Origin of the sequence: Raoultibacter timonensis (assembly GCF_022845715.1) — a bacterium.
In the GTDB taxonomy this organism is placed as follows: Bacteria; Actinomycetota; Coriobacteriia; order Coriobacteriales; family Eggerthellaceae; genus Raoultibacter; species Raoultibacter timonensis.
In genome coordinates this window covers 3,266,678-3,285,610 of the sequence record NZ_AP025564.1, presented here as the reverse complement: position 1 = coordinate 3,285,610, position 18,933 = coordinate 3,266,678, and the positions used below count along the sequence as shown (strand labels likewise).

18 protein-coding genes are annotated in these 18,933 nt (G+C 61.5%); 16 read left to right on the top strand and 2 right to left on the bottom strand.

Annotated features, from left to right (window positions below):
* Position 1 precedes the first annotated feature (1 nt).
* A complete protein-coding gene (locus MWL89_RS13500) occupies positions 2–214 on the bottom strand; it encodes a TOBE domain-containing protein (protein ID WP_102379875.1) in 213 nt (70 codons plus the stop codon).
* Between the two features lie 269 nt (positions 215–483).
* Between MWL89_RS13500 and MWL89_RS13495 the strand changes: the two genes are divergently transcribed.
* Genes MWL89_RS13495 through MWL89_RS13470 form a run of 6 tightly spaced genes read left to right on the top strand, consistent with a single transcriptional unit; the run spans position 484 to position 6,273 of the window.
* On the top strand, positions 484–1,413 hold the full coding sequence (locus MWL89_RS13495; RefSeq protein WP_244386676.1) for a substrate-binding domain-containing protein: 930 nt from the start codon (positions 484–486) through the stop codon (positions 1,411–1,413).
* A gap of 43 nt (positions 1,414–1,456) precedes the next feature.
* Entirely contained in the window at positions 1,457–2,320 is an 864-nt protein-coding gene (gene pstC / locus MWL89_RS13490) for a phosphate ABC transporter permease subunit PstC (protein WP_102379873.1), read from the top strand.
* The gene (pstA, locus tag MWL89_RS13485; protein WP_244386674.1) at positions 2,317–3,297 is read left to right on the top strand and encodes a phosphate ABC transporter permease PstA; all 981 of its coding nucleotides are present in this window, start codon (positions 2,317–2,319) and stop codon (positions 3,295–3,297) included. Before pstC ends, pstA begins: the two co-directional genes overlap by 4 nt.
* Positions 3,290–4,165: a phosphate ABC transporter ATP-binding protein PstB gene (gene pstB / locus MWL89_RS13480; protein ID WP_482124267.1), complete on the top strand. Its 876-nt coding sequence runs from the start codon at positions 3,290–3,292 to the stop codon at positions 4,163–4,165. The genes pstA and pstB overlap by 8 nt, the downstream gene beginning before the upstream one ends.
* 10 nt (positions 4,166–4,175) lie before the next feature.
* Positions 4,176–4,868 carry a response regulator transcription factor gene (locus MWL89_RS13475; RefSeq protein ID WP_244386672.1) on the top strand — a complete coding sequence of 231 codons (693 nt, stop codon included), beginning with the start codon at positions 4,176–4,178 and terminating at the stop codon, positions 4,866–4,868.
* Between the two features lie 10 nt (positions 4,869–4,878).
* Positions 4,879–6,273, top strand: coding sequence for a sensor histidine kinase (locus tag MWL89_RS13470; RefSeq protein ID WP_244386670.1), 1,395 nt, complete (start codon positions 4,879–4,881; stop codon positions 6,271–6,273).
* An 89-nt stretch (positions 6,274–6,362) separates the two neighbouring features.
* On the opposite strand, the gene MWL89_RS13465 is transcribed toward MWL89_RS13470, so the two are convergent.
* Complete coding sequence (locus MWL89_RS13465; RefSeq protein ID WP_102379868.1) at positions 6,363–6,581, bottom strand: helix-turn-helix domain-containing protein; 219 nt, start codon at positions 6,579–6,581, stop codon at positions 6,363–6,365.
* 116 nt (positions 6,582–6,697) lie between these two features.
* On the opposite strand from MWL89_RS13465, the gene MWL89_RS13460 reads away from it, so the two are divergent.
* From MWL89_RS13460 to aroC, 10 genes are all read left to right on the top strand, one after another.
* Complete coding sequence (locus MWL89_RS13460) at positions 6,698–7,630, top strand: helix-turn-helix domain-containing protein (RefSeq protein WP_244386668.1); 933 nt, start codon at positions 6,698–6,700, stop codon at positions 7,628–7,630.
* A 485-nt stretch (positions 7,631–8,115) separates the two neighbouring features.
* Positions 8,116–9,429, top strand: a complete 1,314-nt coding sequence (locus MWL89_RS13455) for a replication-associated recombination protein A (RefSeq protein ID WP_102379866.1) — start codon at positions 8,116–8,118, stop codon at positions 9,427–9,429.
* Positions 9,430–9,601: 172 nt separating this feature from the next.
* Entirely contained in the window at positions 9,602–10,426 is an 825-nt protein-coding gene (locus tag MWL89_RS13450) for a DUF948 domain-containing protein (RefSeq protein WP_244386666.1), read from the top strand.
* 5 nt (positions 10,427–10,431) lie between these two features.
* On the top strand, positions 10,432–11,862 hold the full coding sequence (locus MWL89_RS13445; protein ID WP_102379864.1) for an AI-2E family transporter: 1,431 nt from the start codon (positions 10,432–10,434) through the stop codon (positions 11,860–11,862).
* A gap of 24 nt (positions 11,863–11,886) precedes the next feature.
* Positions 11,887–14,520: an alanine--tRNA ligase gene (alaS, locus tag MWL89_RS13440; RefSeq protein WP_244386664.1), complete on the top strand. Its 2,634-nt coding sequence runs from the start codon at positions 11,887–11,889 to the stop codon at positions 14,518–14,520.
* A gap of 19 nt (positions 14,521–14,539) precedes the next feature.
* Positions 14,540–14,953: a Holliday junction resolvase RuvX gene (ruvX, locus tag MWL89_RS13435; RefSeq protein WP_244386662.1), complete on the top strand. Its 414-nt coding sequence runs from the start codon at positions 14,540–14,542 to the stop codon at positions 14,951–14,953.
* A 41-nt stretch (positions 14,954–14,994) separates the two neighbouring features.
* On the top strand, positions 14,995–16,143 hold the full coding sequence (mltG, locus tag MWL89_RS13430) for an endolytic transglycosylase MltG (protein ID WP_244386660.1): 1,149 nt from the start codon (positions 14,995–14,997) through the stop codon (positions 16,141–16,143).
* A gap of 27 nt (positions 16,144–16,170) precedes the next feature.
* Positions 16,171–16,713 (top strand): YqeG family HAD IIIA-type phosphatase, encoded by a 543-nt coding sequence (locus tag MWL89_RS13425; RefSeq protein ID WP_102379860.1) that lies wholly within the window; start codon positions 16,171–16,173, stop codon positions 16,711–16,713.
* A gap of 30 nt (positions 16,714–16,743) precedes the next feature.
* Positions 16,744–17,667 carry a shikimate dehydrogenase family protein gene (locus tag MWL89_RS13420; protein ID WP_244386658.1) on the top strand — a complete coding sequence of 308 codons (924 nt, stop codon included), beginning with the start codon at positions 16,744–16,746 and terminating at the stop codon, positions 17,665–17,667.
* An 83-nt stretch (positions 17,668–17,750) separates the two neighbouring features.
* Positions 17,751–18,923, top strand: a complete 1,173-nt coding sequence (gene aroC, locus MWL89_RS13415) for a chorismate synthase (protein WP_244386656.1) — start codon at positions 17,751–17,753, stop codon at positions 18,921–18,923.
* Positions 18,924–18,933 lie beyond the last annotated feature (10 nt).

The window sequence follows — 18,933 nt, the reverse complement described above, 5'->3', positions numbered from 1 at the left end:
CTCAGTCGTCGATGCCGATCATGACGTTCGACGCCTTGATGACGGCGTACACTTCTTTACCCACTTCAAGTCCGAGATCTTTGAGCGATCCCATCGAGATGGTCGAGGTGATCTGCTCCCCTCCGGGAAGCTCGATGATCACGATGGCGTTCACCGCACCCGGGTGAAGCGCGATGATGGTGCCCTTGAGCTGGTTTCGTGCCGATAACTTCATGTTTGATTCCCCTTTCAAACGCCTTGCTCCTTCCATTGTAGCGCTCGGTTGCAGTTTCTCAAGAAACTCGTCGATTGTTTATTCCCAACGCGTGTCAGCACACGTGAAATCGCTGGTTTTTAAACGTATCGGTCAAACTTTACTCAGATTTGACGTACGCCGAACAGGTATTTGATCGGCACGCGCGACTATGGTTGCACTGCATTGGTTGCATTACGTTTAAGAAAATTCAAACGCTTCGACGGTTTGATCGGTTTGAAAGGAAAGAAATGAAGAAGAAGGTTATCGGTGTTCTGATGTGCGCCCTGCTCGCTGTCGGCGTACTGGGCTTTGCGGGCTGTGCGGGCGGCAACGGCGGCTCGGGAAGCGGCACCGGCGCAGGAAGCGACGCTTCGTCCGGCGCAACGTCGCCTTCGGGTCAGATTTCGGTCTACTCCCGCGAAGACGGATCGGGTACCCGCGGTGCGTTCATCGAGCTGTTCGGTATCGAGGAGAAGGATGCCAGCGGCGAGAAGGTGGATATGACTACCATGTCGGCCTCCATCACCAACTCCACTTCGGTCATGATGACTTCGGTGTCGGGTGACGAGAACGGCATCGGCTACATTTCACTCGGGTCGATGAACGACACGGTGAAGGCTCTCAAGATCGACGGTGCCGAGGCGACTGCCGAAAACGTGAAGAGCGGCGACTATAAGATCGCCCGACCCTTCAACATCGCCACCGGCGATAACGTTTCGGAGGTTACGCAGGACTTCATCGCTTACATCATGAGCGCCGACGGTCAGAAGGTCATCGAGGACAACGGCTACATCGCGGTCGACGACGCTGCTGCCGCCTACACCGCATCGAGCAAGAGCGGCAAGATCGTTATCGCCGGCTCCTCTTCGATCTCGCCGGTTATGGAGAAACTCGCCGAGGCGTACAAGGGGCTCAATCCCGAGGTGACCATCGAGGTGCAGACGTCCGATTCGACGACCGGCATGAACATGGCATCCGAGGGTACCTGCGACATCGGCATGGCTTCGCGCGAACTCAAGGATTCCGAAACCTCCGGCGGCCTTGTGCCGACGGTTATCGCTCAGGACGGCATCGCGGTCATTGTGAACAAGAACGCTTCGATCGACGAGCTCTCGAGCGAACAGGTGAAGGCCATCTACACCGGTGAAGCCGTTACGTGGGAAGACGCCCTCGCCTAGCGCGAGGCACCTTCCGGCCTCAAGGTCAGCGGAGTATAAAGACATGGCAAACCTATCCATAAAAGAAGGCGTAGCGAAGGCGTTCTTCATGGTGGCCGCAGGGGTTTCAATCCTTGCGGTTGCCCTCATATGCGTCTTCCTCTTCGCAAACGGCGTGCCCGCCATCGCGCAGATCGGGCTGCCCGACTTCCTGTTCGGTACGACCTGGCGTCCCGGAAACGACGTCTACGGGATCCTTCCCATGATCGTTGGCAGCGTCTACGTGACGGCGGGCGCGATGATCGTCGGCGTTCCGACAGGCATCCTCTGCGCGATCTTCCTCTCCCGATTCGCGAGCGGTCGCGTCGCCCGGGTGCTCAAGCCGGGCGTCGAGCTCCTTGCGGGCATTCCCTCGGTTGTCTACGGTTTCTTCGGCCTCGTGATCATCGTACCGTTCATCCGCGCGACTGCGCCCGTCGGCAACGGGCTTTCGCTTCTCGCGGCTGCGATCATCCTGGGGATCATGATCCTTCCCACCATCATCACGGTTGCGCAAAGCTCGCTTGACGCCGTTCCCCGAAAATACTACGAGGGAGCGCTCGCTCTCGGCGCCGACCATGAGCGAGCGACGTTTCGCGTGCTTGTTCCCGCAGCCGCCTCGGGTATCGTCGCGGCGGTCGTGCTCGGCGTCGGCCGCGCGATCGGCGAGACGATGGCGGTCATCATGATCGCCGGAAACCAGCCGGTCATTCCCGAGAGCATATTTTCGGGCGTGCGCACCATGACGGCGAACATCGTGCTCGAGATGGGCTACGCCGCCGACCTCCACCGCGGTGCGCTCATTGCAACCGGCGTCGTGCTGTTCGTGTTCATCCTGCTCATCACTATGTTGCTCAACGTTATCAAGAGAAGAGGCGAGGTCAAATGACGCCGAAGATGGACCTTGCCTCCCAAACGGCCGCAGATGCGCCCGTCAATGCCTCGTCTGCGGCGCTCGGCGTGTCGGATCGCATCGATGCGATGTTCGCGGAGCGCGAGGTGGCCCATGCGCGCAATCGCGTAATCGTATCGCTTCTGCTGCGCCTGCTCGTGTACCTGGGCGCTCTCCTGACAGCGGGCGTACTCGCGTTCATCGTCGGCTACATCCTCGTGATGGGCGTACCCTACCTGACGCCGAGCCTGTTCGAGTGGGAATACACCTCCGAGAACGTCTCGCTCATGCCCGCGCTCGTAAACACGCTCATCATGGCGGGGCTCTCCCTTGCCATGGCGGTTCCGCTCGGCGTGGGATCGGCGATTTACCTGGTGGAGTATGCGCCTCGCGGTAGCAGGTTCGTCGGCATCGTACGCACGACGACCGAGACGCTGCAGGGCATCCCCTCGATCATCTACGGCTTGTTCGGCATGCTGTTCTTCGTGACGGCGCTGCACTGGAACCTGTCGCTTCTCGCCGGTGCATGCACGCTTGCCATCATGATTCTTCCCGTGATCATGCGCACGAGCGAAGAAGCCCTGCTCGCCGTACCCGACGCGTATCGCGAGGGCGGCTTCGGGCTCGGCGCAGGGCGTTTGCGCACGGTGTTTCGCTGCGTGCTGCCCTCGGCGGTGCCGGGTATCCTCGGGGGCGTCATCCTCGGGCTCGGTCGCGTAGTGGGCGAAGTGGCGGCGCTTCTGTTCACGGCTGGTTCGATCGCCCAGATTCCCGGTTTCGCTACCGAAGGCCTGGCCGCGGTATTCGATTCAACGAGGACGCTCGCCGTCCACATGTACGTACTTGCAAGCGAGGGCCTGCATATCAACGAAACGTATGCGACTGCGGTGGTGCTGCTTGTTTTGGTGGTACTGCTCAACATGCTCGCGACGTTTGCGGCCCGCAAGATGAAAAAAGGAAACAGAGATGACTGAAGCCTTGGTTGAGAAGAAAGCATCCGCTCAGGAAGTGCGCGTCGATGGTGCGATCGCCTATCGGCCCCATGTTGAAGTCCGCCATGCGAGCGTCGGCGACAGCCCCGTCGCCGACGCTCCGGCAAAGATGGGCGTGCACGGCCTCGATCTGTACTACAAGGATTTCCATGCCCTCAAGAACATCGAGCTCGATTTCCCGCAAAACCAGGTAACGGCGCTTATCGGGCCGTCCGGCTGCGGCAAATCGACGCTGCTCAAGAGCCTCAACCGCATGAACGACCTCGTGGAGGGGTGCCGCATCGAGGGCGAAATCACGCTCGACGGCAAAAACGCCTACCGCGACGTCGACATCAATTCGCTGCGCCGTCGCGTGGGAATGGTGTTCCAGCAGCCGAACCCCTTCCCGATGTCGGTGTACGACAACATCGCATTCGGCCCGCGCACTCATGGCATCAAGCGCCGCGAGGATCTCGACCAGATCGTGGAGCAATCGCTGCGCGATGCAGCCATCTGGGACGAACTCAAAGACCGCTTGAAGAAAAACGCCTTGGGACTTTCCGGCGGCCAGCAGCAACGCCTGTGCATCGCCCGCGCGCTGGCGGTGCGCCCCGAGGTGCTGCTCATGGACGAGGCGACAAGCGCGCTCGACCCCATCTCGACGGGTAAGATCGAACAGCTCGTCGGCGAGCTCAAAAGCAAGTACACCGTGATCATGGTTACGCACAATATGCTCCAGGCGCTGCGCGTGTCCGATAAAACGGCGTTTTTCCTTCTCGGTGAGATGGTGGAGGCGGGGTCGACCGACGATATCTTTACGAGTCCGCACGATAAGCGCACCGAGGATTACGTATCGGGCCGTTTCGGGTAGAATAGCACTCATGATCTACTACGTTGAAGACGACACCAATATACGCGATCTGACGATCTACGCGCTCAAGCAGGCCGGGTTCGAGGCGGTCGGGTTCTCGTGCGCCCCGGAGTTCTTCTCCGCATGCGCCGAGCGAGTGCCGCGCCTTGTGCTGCTCGACATCATGCTTCCCGAAACCGACGGCATCGAGATACTCAAAATGCTGCGCGAGGATCCTGCGATCAAGCACGTGCCCGTCATGATGCTCACGGCGAAAGGCACCGAGTACGATACCGTCTGCGGCCTCGACGCCGGTGCGGATGACTACCTGGCTAAACCTTTCGGCATGATGGAGCTCGTATCACGCGTTAACGCGCTTTTGCGCCGTGCGGGCGAGCCGTCGAGCAACACCCAGGACGCGATTTCGTGCGGCAAACTCGAGCTGTCGGCGTCAGCCCACACCGTCGAGGCGGACGGGGTGCCCGTCGAGTTGACGCTCAAGGAGTTCGATCTTTTGCGCGCGCTTATGCAGAACAACGGCCAGGTTCTTTCGCGCAGCCAGCTGCTCGAAGACGTGTGGGGTATGACGTATGCGGGGGGCACCCGCACCGTCGACGTGCATGTGCAGACGCTGCGGCAGAAACTCGCGGCGGCATCGCCCGGTATCGAGTCCTGCATCCAAACGGTGCGCGGAGTCGGCTACTGCGTGAAAACGCCCTCGTAAGGCCGAAGCGATGAGCCCGACCCATTTCAGCGTCAAGAGCCTTTCAGGAAAGATATTCAACACCGTTCTCGTCTTCACGATCGCCGTCATCCTGGCGTTCTCGGCGATCATCACGGTGCTGTTCTATTTCAGCTACGAGCAGGAGGCCGAAGCCGCCCTGACCGAACAGGCTCAAGACGCCGCAGCCTATCTCAATGAAACGCCGAGCGACGAGAACGTCCCGTCGCTGTTGGCCCAATTCGCGGGGACGGTGCGCTACACGCTGATCGCTGCGGATGGGAGGGTTCTGTTCGACAGCGCATCCGCCGACGCCTCTGCGGCCGAGAACCATAGGAGCCGCCCCGAGGTGCGCGAAGCGCTTGATGACGGGCATGGCAGCGTGGTGCGCTACTCGGAAACCCTCAAAACCGACACCCTCTATTCCGCCGTCAAGCTCGATGACGGCAGCGTGATCCGCCTGGCTGAAACGCGGCACTCCCTGGTGGCTTTCGCCACCACGATGCTCGGCCCCCTCGCCGTCGCCCTCGCGGTGGTCGTACTGCTCGTCTTCGTTTTGTCGCGGCTGCTCACGCGCCGTATCATGAAGCCCATCGACGCGCTCAACTTCGCCGAGCCGCTCGAAAACGAAATCTACGAGGAGATGGATCCGCTCCTCGAGCGCATCGACGAGCAGCAGCGGATGCTCAAGCAGCAGACCCGCGAGATCGCCCGTGCCGAAACGATGCGCCGCGATTTCTCGTCGAACGTGAGCCATGAGATGAAAACACCGCTCCAGGTGATTTCAGGATACGCCGAGCTCATGAAGAACGGTCTGGTCGATCCGGCCGACAGCAGGAAGTTCGCCGGCCTCATCTACGAGGAGGCCCAGGCGATGCGATCGCTCATCAACGACGTGCTCATCCTCTCGAGGCTCGACGAGGCGGCGGTGGGGGATCGCGATCAGGCAATCGATCTGTACGCCATGGCCCAGTCGGTGGCGAACCGTCTTGTTCCGTTCTCTGATTCGGAAGGGGTGCGCGTGCTGGTCGAGGGCGAATCGACCTGCATTGCGGGAACCGATACGCTTGCCGAGGAGATGCTGTACAACCTCGTGGAGAACGGGATCCGCTACAACCACGAAGGCGGCAGCGTGAGAGTGATCGTCGGCAACGACGGCGCAGGCCCGGTCGTGCGCGTGACCGATACGGGCGTGGGCATTCCCGAGGAGATGCACGACAAGGTGTTCGAGCGCTTCTTCCGCGTGGACAAGAGCCGCTCGAAGGAGACGGGCGGCACGGGGCTCGGCCTTGCCATCGTCAAACACGCCGTCATGTACCACGGCGGATCGATCGAGGTCAAAAGTACGCTCGGCGAGGGGACGACGTTCATCCTGCGATTCCCTGCAATGGACGAAAGGGCGAATTAACGGATTCGTCTGCCGGTTTGCGGAAGAGGCCGCGGGCTCGGTTTCTGCACGAAGGCATGCGCGGGTCGGGCTTGAGGCGGACCCGCGCGTCAGATGCCGGATAAAAGAGAGGAGACGGGAACGCCGAGCGCCTCGGCGAGGGAGAGCAGCTTGCCGATGGTGGGGTTGGCGATGCCCTTTTCGACCTCGCAGAGGTAGCCCTCGTTCATGTTGGCCATATCCGCAAGGCGATGCTGCGTCAAATTCTGACGCTTCCGCTCGTTGGCGATGTTCTTCCCGATCGCTTCTATTTCCGCCTTGAATTCCATACCGCGAGGCTATGCGATGGCCGTTAAGGCTTCTTTGGATATAACCGAAGAATTCGGATATAATAGAATAAATCTTCAGGATACCCGGGCGCATGCGATGCGGGAGGGAGGCGGCGATGGCGGAAACCGACGTTCTGTTCACGCCCGATCTGGCGTCGGTGGTCGTCGATCTGCAGCGCCGCAGCGCCGCGTGCTTCGACAGGGAATGCGGGGTGTCGTATTTGCCCTGCTGTCTGCTCGCGTTGTTGGGCGCCAGCAAAGACCCGATGACGATCTCTGATTTCCCCCGGTCGATGGTAGCAAGCGAGAACACGGTGGTCGCGGCGGCGATCAAGCTCGAGCGCGCGGGGTTGATCGAAAAGGAGCATTGCGATAGTGATCGGCGTGTTGCCGTACTGCGGGGAATTCCTGAAGGAAACGCCCTGGCGAAACGCGCCTTCGAAAGCGCCTATCGGCATCTGCGCGCCACCGTGTGGCAATGGTGCTCCGACGACGACGCCGCCCAAATCGTGGGTGCGTTCCAGGAGGCGGCGGAAACGTTGGGGTTGACCGGGCGTAAGGAAAGACGTGCGGTTCATCGATGCCTGACCCCCTCCTTCTTCATGGCCGTTGCGGCGATCATCAGGCAGTGGGTGCAAACATGCGCTGCGGCGGGGGTCGCGTTCACCGAGTACCGGTATCTCGCCCTGTTGCAAAGCTGCGGGCAGCCGCTTTCGTGCTCGGCTGCAGCCGATGCGCTGATGGTCGATCGGAGCACGGTTTCCGTTGTGGCAAAATCGCTGATCGATAAGGGGTTGGGGTTGTGTGGAAGGGGGTCTGACAGGCGACGGCGCATGATCTCGATCACCGAATCCGGCAAGGCGACTGCTGAATTCGCGACATCGATGCTCGAGGATCGGACTGCGGCTCTTTACGCGGGGGCAGACCCCTCTTCCACAGCCGCCATCAACGCCCTGCATGCACGCATGTACGCCGAACTGGCCGCATGGGTGCGCAGCGATCGCGAGCCGGGTATTAAAGCGATCGAGAACGCGCATGCTCCCGCCTGAGTCGCCCAATAATGTAAGAACTTAATTATACATGAAGGTTGACGAGGGACACGGGACTCTTGCGCAGGCGGGAGCATGCGCGTCGCGCTTGACGAGGGACACGGGACTCTTGCGCAGGCGGGAGCATGCGCGTCGCGCCGCAGGGAAAGCGAAAGGCGCCCGATTAACGGACGCCTTCGATAGCCCCACCCCTGGTCTAGGATGAACCCACCTCAAAAGGTGGGTGCTCGCAGCCGGCTTCCTGGCTTTCGCATCAACGGATACGAATCTCCATTCCACCTGCTATCTTGAGCTCCCAAAAAGTTAGCATCGGTCCATCGCAATGTGTGACCGAGGAGCAGAGCGTACCCTGAGTATATGAGTCCTTTCCGAGGAATGAAAGTCTTGACATTCAACCGTTATCTTGCATTGCGGTTCTTATGGGCATCGTCCAACGATGCGAACAAAAGTTTGTGCTTCCCGGTTACTCACGGTACAATGATCGAATGGATAATCTGTTCACCGAAATCGAAAACGACGCTAGGCGGTCGGTCGCCCCGCTTGCCGTGCGCATGCGTCCGCGCTCGCTCGACGAGCTCGTGGGACAAGAGCAGGCGGTCGGACCGGGCAGCTGGCTGCGAACGGCGATCGAGCAAGATACTTTGAGTTCGGTCATTCTGTTCGGGCCGGCGGGCACGGGTAAGACCTCGCTCGCGCACGTGATCGCCGAAACGACGAAGGCGACTTTCGTGGAGGTATCGGCGGTCGGCGGCACGGTGTCCGATCTGCGGCGTGAAATCGATGCGGCCGAAAAGCGCCTCACGATGAGCAACTTGCGAACCATCCTGTTCGTCGACGAGATACATCGGTTCAACCGCAACCAGCAAGATGCATTGCTCCACGCGGTCGAAGACCGTATACTCGTGCTCGTGGGCGCCACCACCGAAAACCCCTTCTTCGAGGTCAACTCGGCGCTTATTTCCCGTTCGCGCGTTGTGGAGCTTCAGGGGCTTTCCGACGACGACATCCGTGAACTGCTTTCCCGGGCCGTCGCCGACGAGCGGGGCTTGGCGGCGCAGTACCGGCTCGACAAGACGGCCGAAGATGCCATCGTGCTGCTTGCGGGCGGCGACGGGAGAACGGCCCTTACCACCCTCGAGCTTGCGGCGGGCATGGTGGGGGCGGGCACGGGGAAGAAGCCCGCGGTGATCGAGGAGGAGGCCGTCCGTGCTACGACGCCCCATCGGTCGCTTCCCTACGACAAGAACAAGGATATGCACTACGACATCATATCCGCGTTCATCAAATCGATGCGCGGCAGCGATCCCGATGCTGCACTGTACTGGCTCGCCCGCATGATCGACGGGGGAGAGGATCCGAAGTTCATAGCGCGGCGCATCTTCATCCTCGCTGCGGAAGATATCGGCAACGCCGATCCGCAAGCGCTGCTCATCGCTGAAGCCGCATTCAAATCGGCCGAGGTGATCGGCTATCCCGAATGCCAGCTTATCTTGGCCCAGGCGGCAACCTACATGGCTCTTGCGCCCAAATCGAACGCGGCATGCGGCATCTTCGATGCACTTTCCGAGGTGCGCAACGGGCCGCTGCGCAGTGTACCCGACTACCTGCGCGACCGGCATCGACCCGGCTCCGACGAATACGGCGAGTACAAGTACCCGCATAACTACCCGGGCGGTTGGGTCGACCAGCAGTATCTGCCCGACGGGCTCGAGCGGGGTTCGTTCTACAAACCGGGGGAGCGCGGTTGGGAGGCCTATCGCGTCGACGCGACGGCAAGAGATCGCAAGCCCCGCGCGTAACCTCGTGCGGCGTTGATGCGGACGCGCTGCGCCGTTGAATCTTCCATGCGTCCTTCACGCAGGTAACGTGACAGAAACGCACTATGAACGCACCGTGGAAAGCCTTCGCGCGGATATAGAATCTGATACCAACGTGGTATAGTTATGGACTCGAAAAGCGAGGAGGAGTTCAATGGATTTCGCTGAAATAGTACAAATCGCGCTTCCGGTCGTATACGTCTTGGTGGGTGCCGCCCTCGTGTGGCTTGTCGTCGAACTCGTTATGACGATCAGGAAAACACGTAAAACCGTCGATGACGTGCAGCGCCAGATCGAGCCCACGCTCGCCAACGTCGAAGAGATAACCGAATCGCTTAAACCCGTCGTGGCCAAGGTCGATCCGCTCGTCGAGCGCGTTTCGCTCACGGTCGACGCTGCGAATCTCGAGATCATGCGCGTCGATCAGATCCTTGAGGATGTCAACGATATCACCGGTTCGCTTTCTTCCGCCGTCGAGGCGGTCGACACCGCAGCCAACGCGCCGCTCGAGCTGGTAAACAGCGTTTCGAGCAAGGTGCGCAGCGTGTTCAAGACCCGCAAGGCTTCGAGCGAATCGGTAACGCTCGGACAGGATAGGAAGACCGCAGCTTCCGAGCAGAGGCGCGGAGCGCATGAAGACCGTTCCGTCGTCGAAGCGGCTCAGGATACCGTCAAGGCTGCCGGTGCCGTTGCTCAGGATGCCGCAAAGGTCGCTAGCGCCGTCGCGGGCGATGTGGCCCAGGCCGTGAGCGATGGGGCAGACGAAGCGCATGCGCGCACGCAGGAACGCAAGGCCGAGCGCGAATCCGCCGCAGCCGAGCGCCAGGAGGCGTCTGCGAGGGCGAATGCGGCCGCATCCCAGATGGCCGATGCGGTTCATGCCGTGGTCGAAGCCGATGCGACCGCTACGAAGGAGAAGTACTTCACCTACGGCGGCGACGCATCGCCCGCCTCTGAAGCCAAAACCGAAGCGAAATAGCGCCCATGGACAAGGCCGGCGTTGCGCCCGTAGACGAGGCGCAAGAGAAAGAGATCGAACGGGAACGCAGCCAGAAAACGCGCAAGCGGTTCTATCAGGTATGGACGGTGGTCGGCGCCATTCTGCTTACGGCGGTGTTCGCCTACGCGATGAACGTCCTGTCGGTTCCCGTCGGCATCGTCGTGTGGACCTGCATCATCGTGTTCTGCCTGCGTACCCCGGTGAACCGGCTCGAGAAGCTCGGCCTCAACCGCGCTGCGGGCACCACCATCGCCTACGTGCTCATGTTCGCGGTGCTCATCGGCATGGGAGCGCTCATGTTCTCGCCGGTGTTCGGCGTGGGCGATCAGTTCATGAACCTCGTGCAATCGATCCCCACTTACGTGCAGCAGATAACCGATTGGTACAACAGCGTCTATCCGCAGTACGAGCATCTGTTCCAGAATGATTTCGTGAGCAGCTGGATCGACGACCTTTCGAAATCGGTCGGTGCATGGGCGAGCGAAACCGCCAAGGTGAGCGCCGAGGGCATCGTTTTGGTCGGGGGAACGATCGCGAACAGTTTCATGGTCGTCGGCTTCTCGATGGTCGTGGCGTTCTGGATCCTCATGGAGCTGCCCGCTCTCGGGCGGGAATGCCGTCGCCTCATCGGCGAGAAGCGCAAGGAAGACGCGATGATGCTTCACGTCACCTTCACCCGCGTGATGGGCGGCTACATCAAAGCAACCCTGGTGCAGTGCTTCCTCATCGGATTGGCCTGCGGCATCGCTTTCGCCATCATCGGCGTGCCCAACTACGCCGCGCTCGGCGGCATCACGGGCCTGCTCAACATCATCCCCGTCGTCGGCCCCTGGCTCGGCGGCGCCCTTGCGGCCATCGCCTGCGTGTTCGTGAGCCCGCTGGTTGCGCTCGTGGCCGTTGTGGTGACCATCGCCATCCAGCAGTTCGTCTACACGTTCGTGTCGCCGAAGCTCATGTCGAATTCGGTCGACGTGCATCCCGCCCTCGTCATCATCGCCCTGCTTGCCGGTTCGGCTATCGGCAGCGCCATGAGCGGATTTATGGGAGGCCTTGTGGGAATGCTCGCATCGATTCCCGCTGTGGCTGTTGCCAAGTCGGTTTTCGTGTACTATTTCGAAAAGCGAACCGGACGGCGTATCGTGTCGGAGGACGGGGTGTTCTTCAAGGGAACGCCGACCGGCACCGAAGGCATGCTCGTCGATCCGCTCGCCGATATGGCTCCTTCGATGCGCGACGGGGGGAACGGCAAACGGAAGAGCCGTCGCCGTTCGCACGGGGAAAAGGGGTCGGCAGATGCCGTCGGCTCGGCGGACGACGTCAAACGGGAACCGGGAAGCGAAGACGGGTCGTCTTCGGCGAAGCCATCCGAGGGCTCTGCCGAAACCGATGCGTCTGCAATGAACGATAACGACTGATATCGAGAAAGAGTACGAACGACAATGGAATACCTAAGCACTGCTGACATCCGCGAAAAATACCTGCGTTTTTTCGAGGCCAAGGGCTGCAAGCGCATGCCCTCGTCCTCGCTCATACCCGACGATCCGTCGCTGTTGCTGACGAGTGCAGGCATGGTGCAGTTCAAGCCGTACTTCCTTCAGCAGAAGCATCTCGAGGCCCCCTACGTCGGAACGACTACGGCGCAGAAGTGCGTGCGTACCAACGACATCGATATCATCGGCACGACGGGCCGTCACCTGAGCTTCTTCGAAATGCTCGGCAATTTCAGCTTCGGCGATTACTTCAAAGAGGAGATGTGCGCTTGGGCGCTCGAGTTCTCGACCGAGGTGCTGGGGCTCCCGGTCGAGCGCCTCTATTTCACCGTGTACGTGGACGACGACGAGACCATTGAGATCTGGAAATCGCTCGGCATTCCCGAGGAGCGCATCTCGCGCCTCGGCGAAGAGGACAACTTCTGGCGCGCCGGCCCCACCGGCCCCTGCGGTCCCTGCTCCGAACTCTACTACGATCAGGGCCCCGAGTTCGGCTGCGGCAGCCCCGACTGCGCGCCAGGGTGCGATTGCGATCGGTACCTCGAGTACTGGAACCTCGTGTTTACCCAGTTCGACGGGCAGGAAGACGGTACGCTCGTTCCGCTTCCCAAGAAGAACATCGATACCGGCATGGGGCTTGAGCGCATCGCGGCCATCATGCAGGGGGTTCAGTCGAACTACGAGATCGACCTCATGCGCGACCTTCTGGCGGTGGGCGAGCGGTTGACGGGCAAAACTTACGGCGACGATCCGGCGGACGATCTGAGCTTGCGCATCATCGCTGACCACAGCCGCTCGGTTACGTTCATGATTTCCGACGGCATCCTGCCCGCGAACGAGGGCCGCGGCTACGTGCTCAGGCGACTTTTGCGCCGCGCGGTTATGAAGGGGCATCTGCTCGGCATCGAAGGTGCGTTCTTGAACGAGTACATCGACAAGGTCGTCGAGCTCATGGGCGACGTCTATCCCGAGATCGTCGAGAACCGCGAGCTGACGCGCCGCGTCGTCCTTTCGGAGGAGGAGCGCTTCGGCTCGACGCTTCGCCAGGGTCAGGCCTACCTCGATGAAGCGCTGGCCGAGCTTTCCGGAACCGAGCTTTCCGGCGAGACGGCGTTTACGCTGCACGATACGTACGGATTCCCGATCGAAGTGACCGAGGAGATCACCGGCGCTCGCGGCATCTCGGTCGATCTCGAGGGATTCGAGCGCTCTATGGCCGAGCAGAAGGCCCGTGCCCGCGCCAACGCGAAAGACGCCGATAAGGCGTGGTCGACGTACGGCGGCGTGATGAGCGAAATCCTTGAAGAGGTCGGCCCGACCGAGTTTCTCGGTTACATGAAAGACTCCGCCGAAGTGACCGTGCTCGCGCTCGCCCAGAACGGCGAGCGCGTGAGCGAGCTTGCCGCAGGCGAGACGGGCGAGATCATCTGCGATAAGACGCCGTTTTACGCCGAAAAGGGCGGCCAGGTCGGCGACCAGGGCACGATGGACGCGCCGGACGTGCTTGTGCTCGTCAGCGATACCCAGGAGCCCGAGAAGGGGCTCATCGCCCATTCGGTCACCATCGAAGAAGGTGCCGTGCATGCGGGAGACGTGTTGCATGCGGCTATCGACGTGCCGCGCCGCGAGCGCATCCGCCGCAACCATACGGCAACGCATATCCTGCATTGGGCGCTGCGCCAAGTGCTCGGTGAGCATGTGAAGCAGGCGGGCAGCTACGTTGCGCCGAACCGTCTTCGCTTCGACTTCACGCATTTCGAGGGCATGAGCGCCGAACAGATCGCCGAAGTCGAGCGGCTCTCCAACGAGAAGATCATGGAGAACCACGCCGTACGTGCTTACGAGACGTCGATTACCTCGGCTCGCGAAGCCGGCGTCATCGCGCTGTTCGGCGAGAAGTACGGCGAGTTCGTGCGCGTGCTCGATATCGAGGGAGTCTCTCAAGAGCTCTGCGGCGGCACCCACGTGTCGGCGACGAGCGAAATCGGGTTCGTGAAGATCACGAGCGAATCGAGCGTCGGCGCAAATCTGCGCCGCATCGAGGCGATTACGAGCTTCGATGCCCTGGCGTATATGAACAAGGTCGAGGCGGAGCTCGAAGAGGCTGCTGCCGCGCTCAGGGTCCCGCTGTTCGATGTGAGCGAACGCACGGCGGCCAACATCAAGACGATGAAGGAGCTTGCCGATAAGCGCAAGCACAACAAGCAGGCGGCAGCCGATGGCGAGGTGCTCTCGATGCTCGAAAACGTGCTCGACGCCGGCTATCCGCTCATCGTTGCCAACATGGGCTCCATCGATGCAGGCGGCTTGCGTAACGCGTGGGACATCGTACGGGCTCGCATGGACGCTCCCGGTGCGGTTGTGCTTGCGGGCGACAACGACGGTACGCCGATCCTCCTTGCGGCCGGCACGCCCGAAGCGGTCGACGCCGGGTTCGACGCCGGAGCCGTCATCAAAGCCATCTCGCCTTCCATCAAAGGCGGCGGCGGCGGCAAGGCGGCCATGGCGCAGGCGGGCGGCAAGGATGCTTCGGGCCTCGAGGCGGCGCTTGAAGCGGCGCGCGCCATGCTCGTCAAGGCGTAAGCCGGATCGGGACAAAGCGATGAGAGTCATGGCGCTCGATATCGGGCAGGTGCGTGTCGGCGTGGCCATAAGCGATCCCGACGAGCAGGTTGCAACGCCGATCGCGGTGCTTCCCGCAAGCGAGGTCGTCGCCAACGCTACGCCGTTTCGCCGCCTGCTCGAGGATTGGGATCCTGAGCTGTTCGTGTGCGGACTGCCCTACACGATGGGTCGGCAGGAGGGTCCGCAGGCTAAGGGCATCAAGCAGACGGCCGAAAAGATCACCGATGCAACGGGCATCCCGCACGTGTTCGCCGACGAGCGATTGAGCTCGAAAGAAGCCAAACGGAGTTTGCGTGAAAAGGGATTGAGCGAACGGGAAATGCGCGGAAAAGTGGATATGATAGCTGCGAGCTTATTCCTCCAAGCATGGCTTGACGCTCGCCGTGCTTAAGGCGCGCCGCTTCCGGTGTTGGCCCAATAGAAAGGTTTCCGATGACCCCTCGTAAACAGGTCACGTACTCGAACCGACCGAACCATGCCGCCCGTGCGGCCCATCGGGCGGGAGAACGTCAGTTCAAGACCTACGACACGAGCCACATTCGCCCGAAGAAGAGCAAGGCGCCCATCGTGTTCGCCATCATTCTCGCCGTTATCGTGATCGGCGGCTTGGGATGGGGCGGCTACACGCTGTTCACCAGCTGCTCCGCCAACGCTCCGACAGCGGTTGAGACGCTTGCCGAGGGAGAGAGCGTGACCGTGATCATTCCCGAGGGATCTGGTGCGAAAGCCATTTCCGAGCTGCTGCTCGACAACCGCGTGATCGGCGATTCGACCGAATTCGTGAACCGCGTGACCGAAACCGGACAGGAGTCGGCGCTCAAGCCCGGCACCTACACGTTTGCCGGCCCGGTAACGCTCGACGGCGTCATCGACACGCTCGTGGCGGGTCCGAGCGCCGAATCGTTCACCGTGCCCGAGGGCTTTACGGTGTCCCAGACCGCCGAGCGCGTGGCCGAGGCGTATCCGGGGACGATCACGGCCGAGGAGTTCCTTGCCTGCGTAAATGACGCATCGGCGTATGCGGTCGATTATCCGTTCGTCGACGGCGCGTACAACAACTCGCTCGAGGGATTCCTGTTCCCCAAAACCTACCCGCTCGTCGACGGCGCGACGGCCGATTCGGTTGTGCGTCAGATGCTCGACCAGTACAAAGCAGAAATCGCGGGTATCGACTTCTCCTATGCCGAGCAGCATAATCTGAGCCAGTACCAGGTGCTCGTCATTGCCTCGCTCATCGAGCGCGAAGCTTCGCTTGACGACGAGCGTCCGCTCGTTTCCTCGGTCATCTACAACAGGCTCGCGGCCGACATGCTGCTCCAGATCGATGCGACGATCGCTTACGCAGCCGGTACGACCGAGATCACGCAGGAGGATCTCGACACCGACGGGCCGTTCAATACGTACCTGAACCGAGGTCTGCCGCCCGGGCCGATCTGCTCGCCCGGACTCGCATCGCTTACGGCTGCCGCTGCGCCTGCCGACACGACGTATCTGTACTACGTGGTAACGGGCAGCGGCGATGGGTCGCACAACTTCAGCGAGACCTACGAAGAGCATCAGAACAACGTCGCGCAGTCGTAAGCGCACCGTTGTCCAGTCGAGGCGCTCATGTCTTTCGTCGAGCCTGAAAGGTACTTTTCGCGGATATCGATGATCGATATCCAAAAGGACATCGTGGATGCGGGTTTTTCGCACGTGCTGCTCGACATCGACAACACGATCCTCACGCGCGATACGCACGAGGTTCCCCGCGATGTGTCGTTTTGGCTCTCTAAGGCCAGGGGCGCAGGTCTGACGTTCTGCCTCGTGTCGAACAACTGGCATGAGAGCGTCTACGAGTTGGCGGGGCGGCTCGATTTGCCCATCGTTGCCAAAGCGGTCAAACCGTTGCCGCCGGCGTTCCTCTTGGCGCTCAAGAAGATCGGCGCGAAGCGCAAGGATACGGTGGTTATCGGCGATCAGCTTGTAACCGACGTACTCGGTGCCCATTTCCTCGGCATGACGGCCTACATGCTGCAACCGCTCGTCGAGCAGGATCTCAAGCATACGCTGCTGCTTCGCAACGTGGAGCGGGCGTTCATGGGCGATCGGGAGCCCGAAGGCGCATCGTGCGAAATATCCGAGACGACCCAAACTAAAACGGCTAACTGAAAAGGCGAAGCAAGGCGGGAAAGGACCGATATGCGCGAGAAGCTCTACCTCTTGGGACATCCGATCGGACATTCGAAATCTCCGATCATGTACAACGCGCTGTACGAGAAGCTCGGTCTTTCATGGGAGTACGCGCCGATGGACTGCGCGACGGCCGATGAGGCGCGCGCGTTTCTCGATGCCCGCGATTTCATGAGCATCAACATCACCACGCCGTACAAGCCCCTTGCCTACGATGCCGCAACGGTGCGAGCCGCCACGGCGAAGCTGGCACGCGGCGCGAACGTGCTCGTCAAGCGGGGAGATGCGCTCATCGCCTACAACGTTGACGGCGAAGGCTGCATCGATTATCTCGAACGCACGGGGTTTTGCTTCGCAGGCGCTCAGGCGGTGGTGTGCGGTACCGGTCCGACGGCGCTTTCGATCCTGCACGCTTGCGCGATCGCGGGGGCGAAGCGGGTGGTGCTCGTGGGCCGCGATAAAGACCGCACCCGGGAAGTCCTCGAATCGTACGTCGAAGAGTACGGCACGCTTGCCTATGCGGCGATCAATCCCCCCGCTGCGCGCGACGGGCGCCTGGGTTTTCGACAGGCTTACGATCAGGTGGATTTCGCCTACGGCAGCTACGCCTCGTCTACGCAGGCTTTCTCGGCGGCCGATCTCGTGATCAACGCGACGCCGCTCGGTATGCAGCCGGGCGATCCTTCGCCGTTCGACACCGCGGTGCTCCACGAGGGGCAAACCGTGTTCGATGCGGTGTACGGCCATGGGGTCACGGCCCTTGTGGCGAAAGCGACGGCGGCCGGGTGCGCGGTGTTTGACGGGCGGGGTATGCTCGTGGCCCAAGCGGTGGCAACGGCGGTCATGCTCTTGGAGATCGCGGGGGCAGACGTGGGCTTCTCGCGTGAAGAGATGTTCGACATCATGGCCGAGGCGGCTGGATTCGACCTGTAGCGGTATAATCGTCAACAAAAGAAGCATCGGTCTGCACTCGGTGAGCCGTGCGATCGGGATTGCATGAAATACCAGGAGAAGCTATGCACTACATAACAGCGGGAGAGAGTCACGGTCCGGCTCTGACGGCCATAGTCGACGGCGTGCCTGCGGGATTGAATATTTCGCTTCGCCAGATCGACAGCGATCTTGCCCGCCGCCAATCGGGTTACGGGCGCGGCGGCCGGCAGGCGATCGAGAAGGATCATGCCGAGATTCTTTCCGGCGTGCGGTTCGGGCGAACGAACGGGGCGCCCATAGCGCTGCAGATCAGAAACAAGGATTGGGAGAACTGGACCGGGCGCATGGCCCCGTTCGGGGATGTGCCAGAAGATCTGGTGCGCGAGGTGACACCGCGTCCGGGACACGCCGATCTGGTGGGTGCACTCAAAACCAATACCGACGATTGCCGCAACATTCTCGAGCGGGCAAGCGCCCGAGAAACGGCGGCGCGCGTCGCCGCGGCCGGCATCGCCCGCGAGCTGCTTGCCGATCTGGGCGTGGAGATATTCTCGTACGTGACGCGCATCGGCTCGGCGGAGTTCGCCGAAGAGGATCCCCTGACCGCCGCGCCCGACTACAAGCCGCTCGACATCGAGATGAGCGATGTGCGCTGCCCCGATGACGATGCGACCGAGGCGATGAAAGCCGCCATCGATGCAGCCCGTGAGGCGGGGGAGAGCTTGGGCGGTACGTTTCGCGTCGTGGTTTTGGGCCTCTTGCCCGGCATCGGCGGATACGCGACTCCGACCGAGCGGCTGACCTCGCGCATCGGCGCCGCGCTGTTCTCCATTCCCGCCATCAAGGGGGTCGAGTTCGGTCTGGGCTTTGCCGCCGCCGCCTCGGCCGGCTCGAAGGTGCACGATCCGATCACCCAGAGCTCGAAGGACGGGTTTTCGCGTGCGAGCAACAACGCGGGCGGTCTTGAGGGCGGCATGACGACGGGTATGCCCCTCATCGTAACCGCGGCGATGAAGCCCATTCCCACGCTTACGAATCCGCTTATGACGGTCAACATGGATACGCTCGAACCCGAGGAGGCCTCGAAGGAGCGCAGCGACGTGTGCGCCGTCCCCGCTTGCGCGGTCGTTGCCGAAAGCGAAGTTGCCTTCGTGCTCGCCAACGCCTACCTCGAGCGGTTCGGAGATGCGAACATGACCGATATCAGGGCGGCGGTGAAGGCGTATCGCCAGCGCATCAAGACCATGTCGCGGTAAGCGGGCGGCG

Excerpts from the sequence above, each read along its gene's own strand:
- MWL89_RS13500 (WP_102379875.1), bottom strand. The coding sequence starts at position 214 with ATGAAGTTATCGGCACGAAACCAGCTCAAGGGCACCATCATCGCGCTT.
- MWL89_RS13495 (WP_244386676.1), top strand. The coding sequence starts at position 484 with ATGAAGAAGAAGGTTATCGGTGTTCTGATGTGCGCCCTGCTCGCTGTC.
- pstC (WP_102379873.1), top strand. The coding sequence starts at position 1,457 with ATGGCAAACCTATCCATAAAAGAAGGCGTAGCGAAGGCGTTCTTCATG.
- pstA (WP_244386674.1), top strand. The coding sequence starts at position 2,317 with ATGACGCCGAAGATGGACCTTGCCTCCCAAACGGCCGCAGATGCGCCC.
- pstB (WP_482124267.1), top strand. The coding sequence starts at position 3,290 with ATGACTGAAGCCTTGGTTGAGAAGAAAGCATCCGCTCAGGAAGTGCGC.
- MWL89_RS13475 (WP_244386672.1), top strand. The coding sequence starts at position 4,176 with ATGATCTACTACGTTGAAGACGACACCAATATACGCGATCTGACGATC.
- MWL89_RS13470 (WP_244386670.1), top strand. The coding sequence starts at position 4,879 with ATGAGCCCGACCCATTTCAGCGTCAAGAGCCTTTCAGGAAAGATATTC.
- MWL89_RS13465 (WP_102379868.1), bottom strand. The coding sequence starts at position 6,581 with ATGGAATTCAAGGCGGAAATAGAAGCGATCGGGAAGAACATCGCCAAC.
- MWL89_RS13460 (WP_244386668.1), top strand. The coding sequence starts at position 6,698 with ATGGCGGAAACCGACGTTCTGTTCACGCCCGATCTGGCGTCGGTGGTC.
- MWL89_RS13455 (WP_102379866.1), top strand. The coding sequence starts at position 8,116 with ATGGATAATCTGTTCACCGAAATCGAAAACGACGCTAGGCGGTCGGTC.
- MWL89_RS13450 (WP_244386666.1), top strand. The coding sequence starts at position 9,602 with ATGGATTTCGCTGAAATAGTACAAATCGCGCTTCCGGTCGTATACGTC.
- MWL89_RS13445 (WP_102379864.1), top strand. The coding sequence starts at position 10,432 with ATGGACAAGGCCGGCGTTGCGCCCGTAGACGAGGCGCAAGAGAAAGAG.
- alaS (WP_244386664.1), top strand. The coding sequence starts at position 11,887 with ATGGAATACCTAAGCACTGCTGACATCCGCGAAAAATACCTGCGTTTT.
- ruvX (WP_244386662.1), top strand. The coding sequence starts at position 14,540 with ATGAGAGTCATGGCGCTCGATATCGGGCAGGTGCGTGTCGGCGTGGCC.
- mltG (WP_244386660.1), top strand. The coding sequence starts at position 14,995 with ATGACCCCTCGTAAACAGGTCACGTACTCGAACCGACCGAACCATGCC.
- MWL89_RS13425 (WP_102379860.1), top strand. The coding sequence starts at position 16,171 with ATGTCTTTCGTCGAGCCTGAAAGGTACTTTTCGCGGATATCGATGATC.
- MWL89_RS13420 (WP_244386658.1), top strand. The coding sequence starts at position 16,744 with ATGCGCGAGAAGCTCTACCTCTTGGGACATCCGATCGGACATTCGAAA.
- aroC (WP_244386656.1), top strand. The coding sequence starts at position 17,751 with ATGCACTACATAACAGCGGGAGAGAGTCACGGTCCGGCTCTGACGGCC.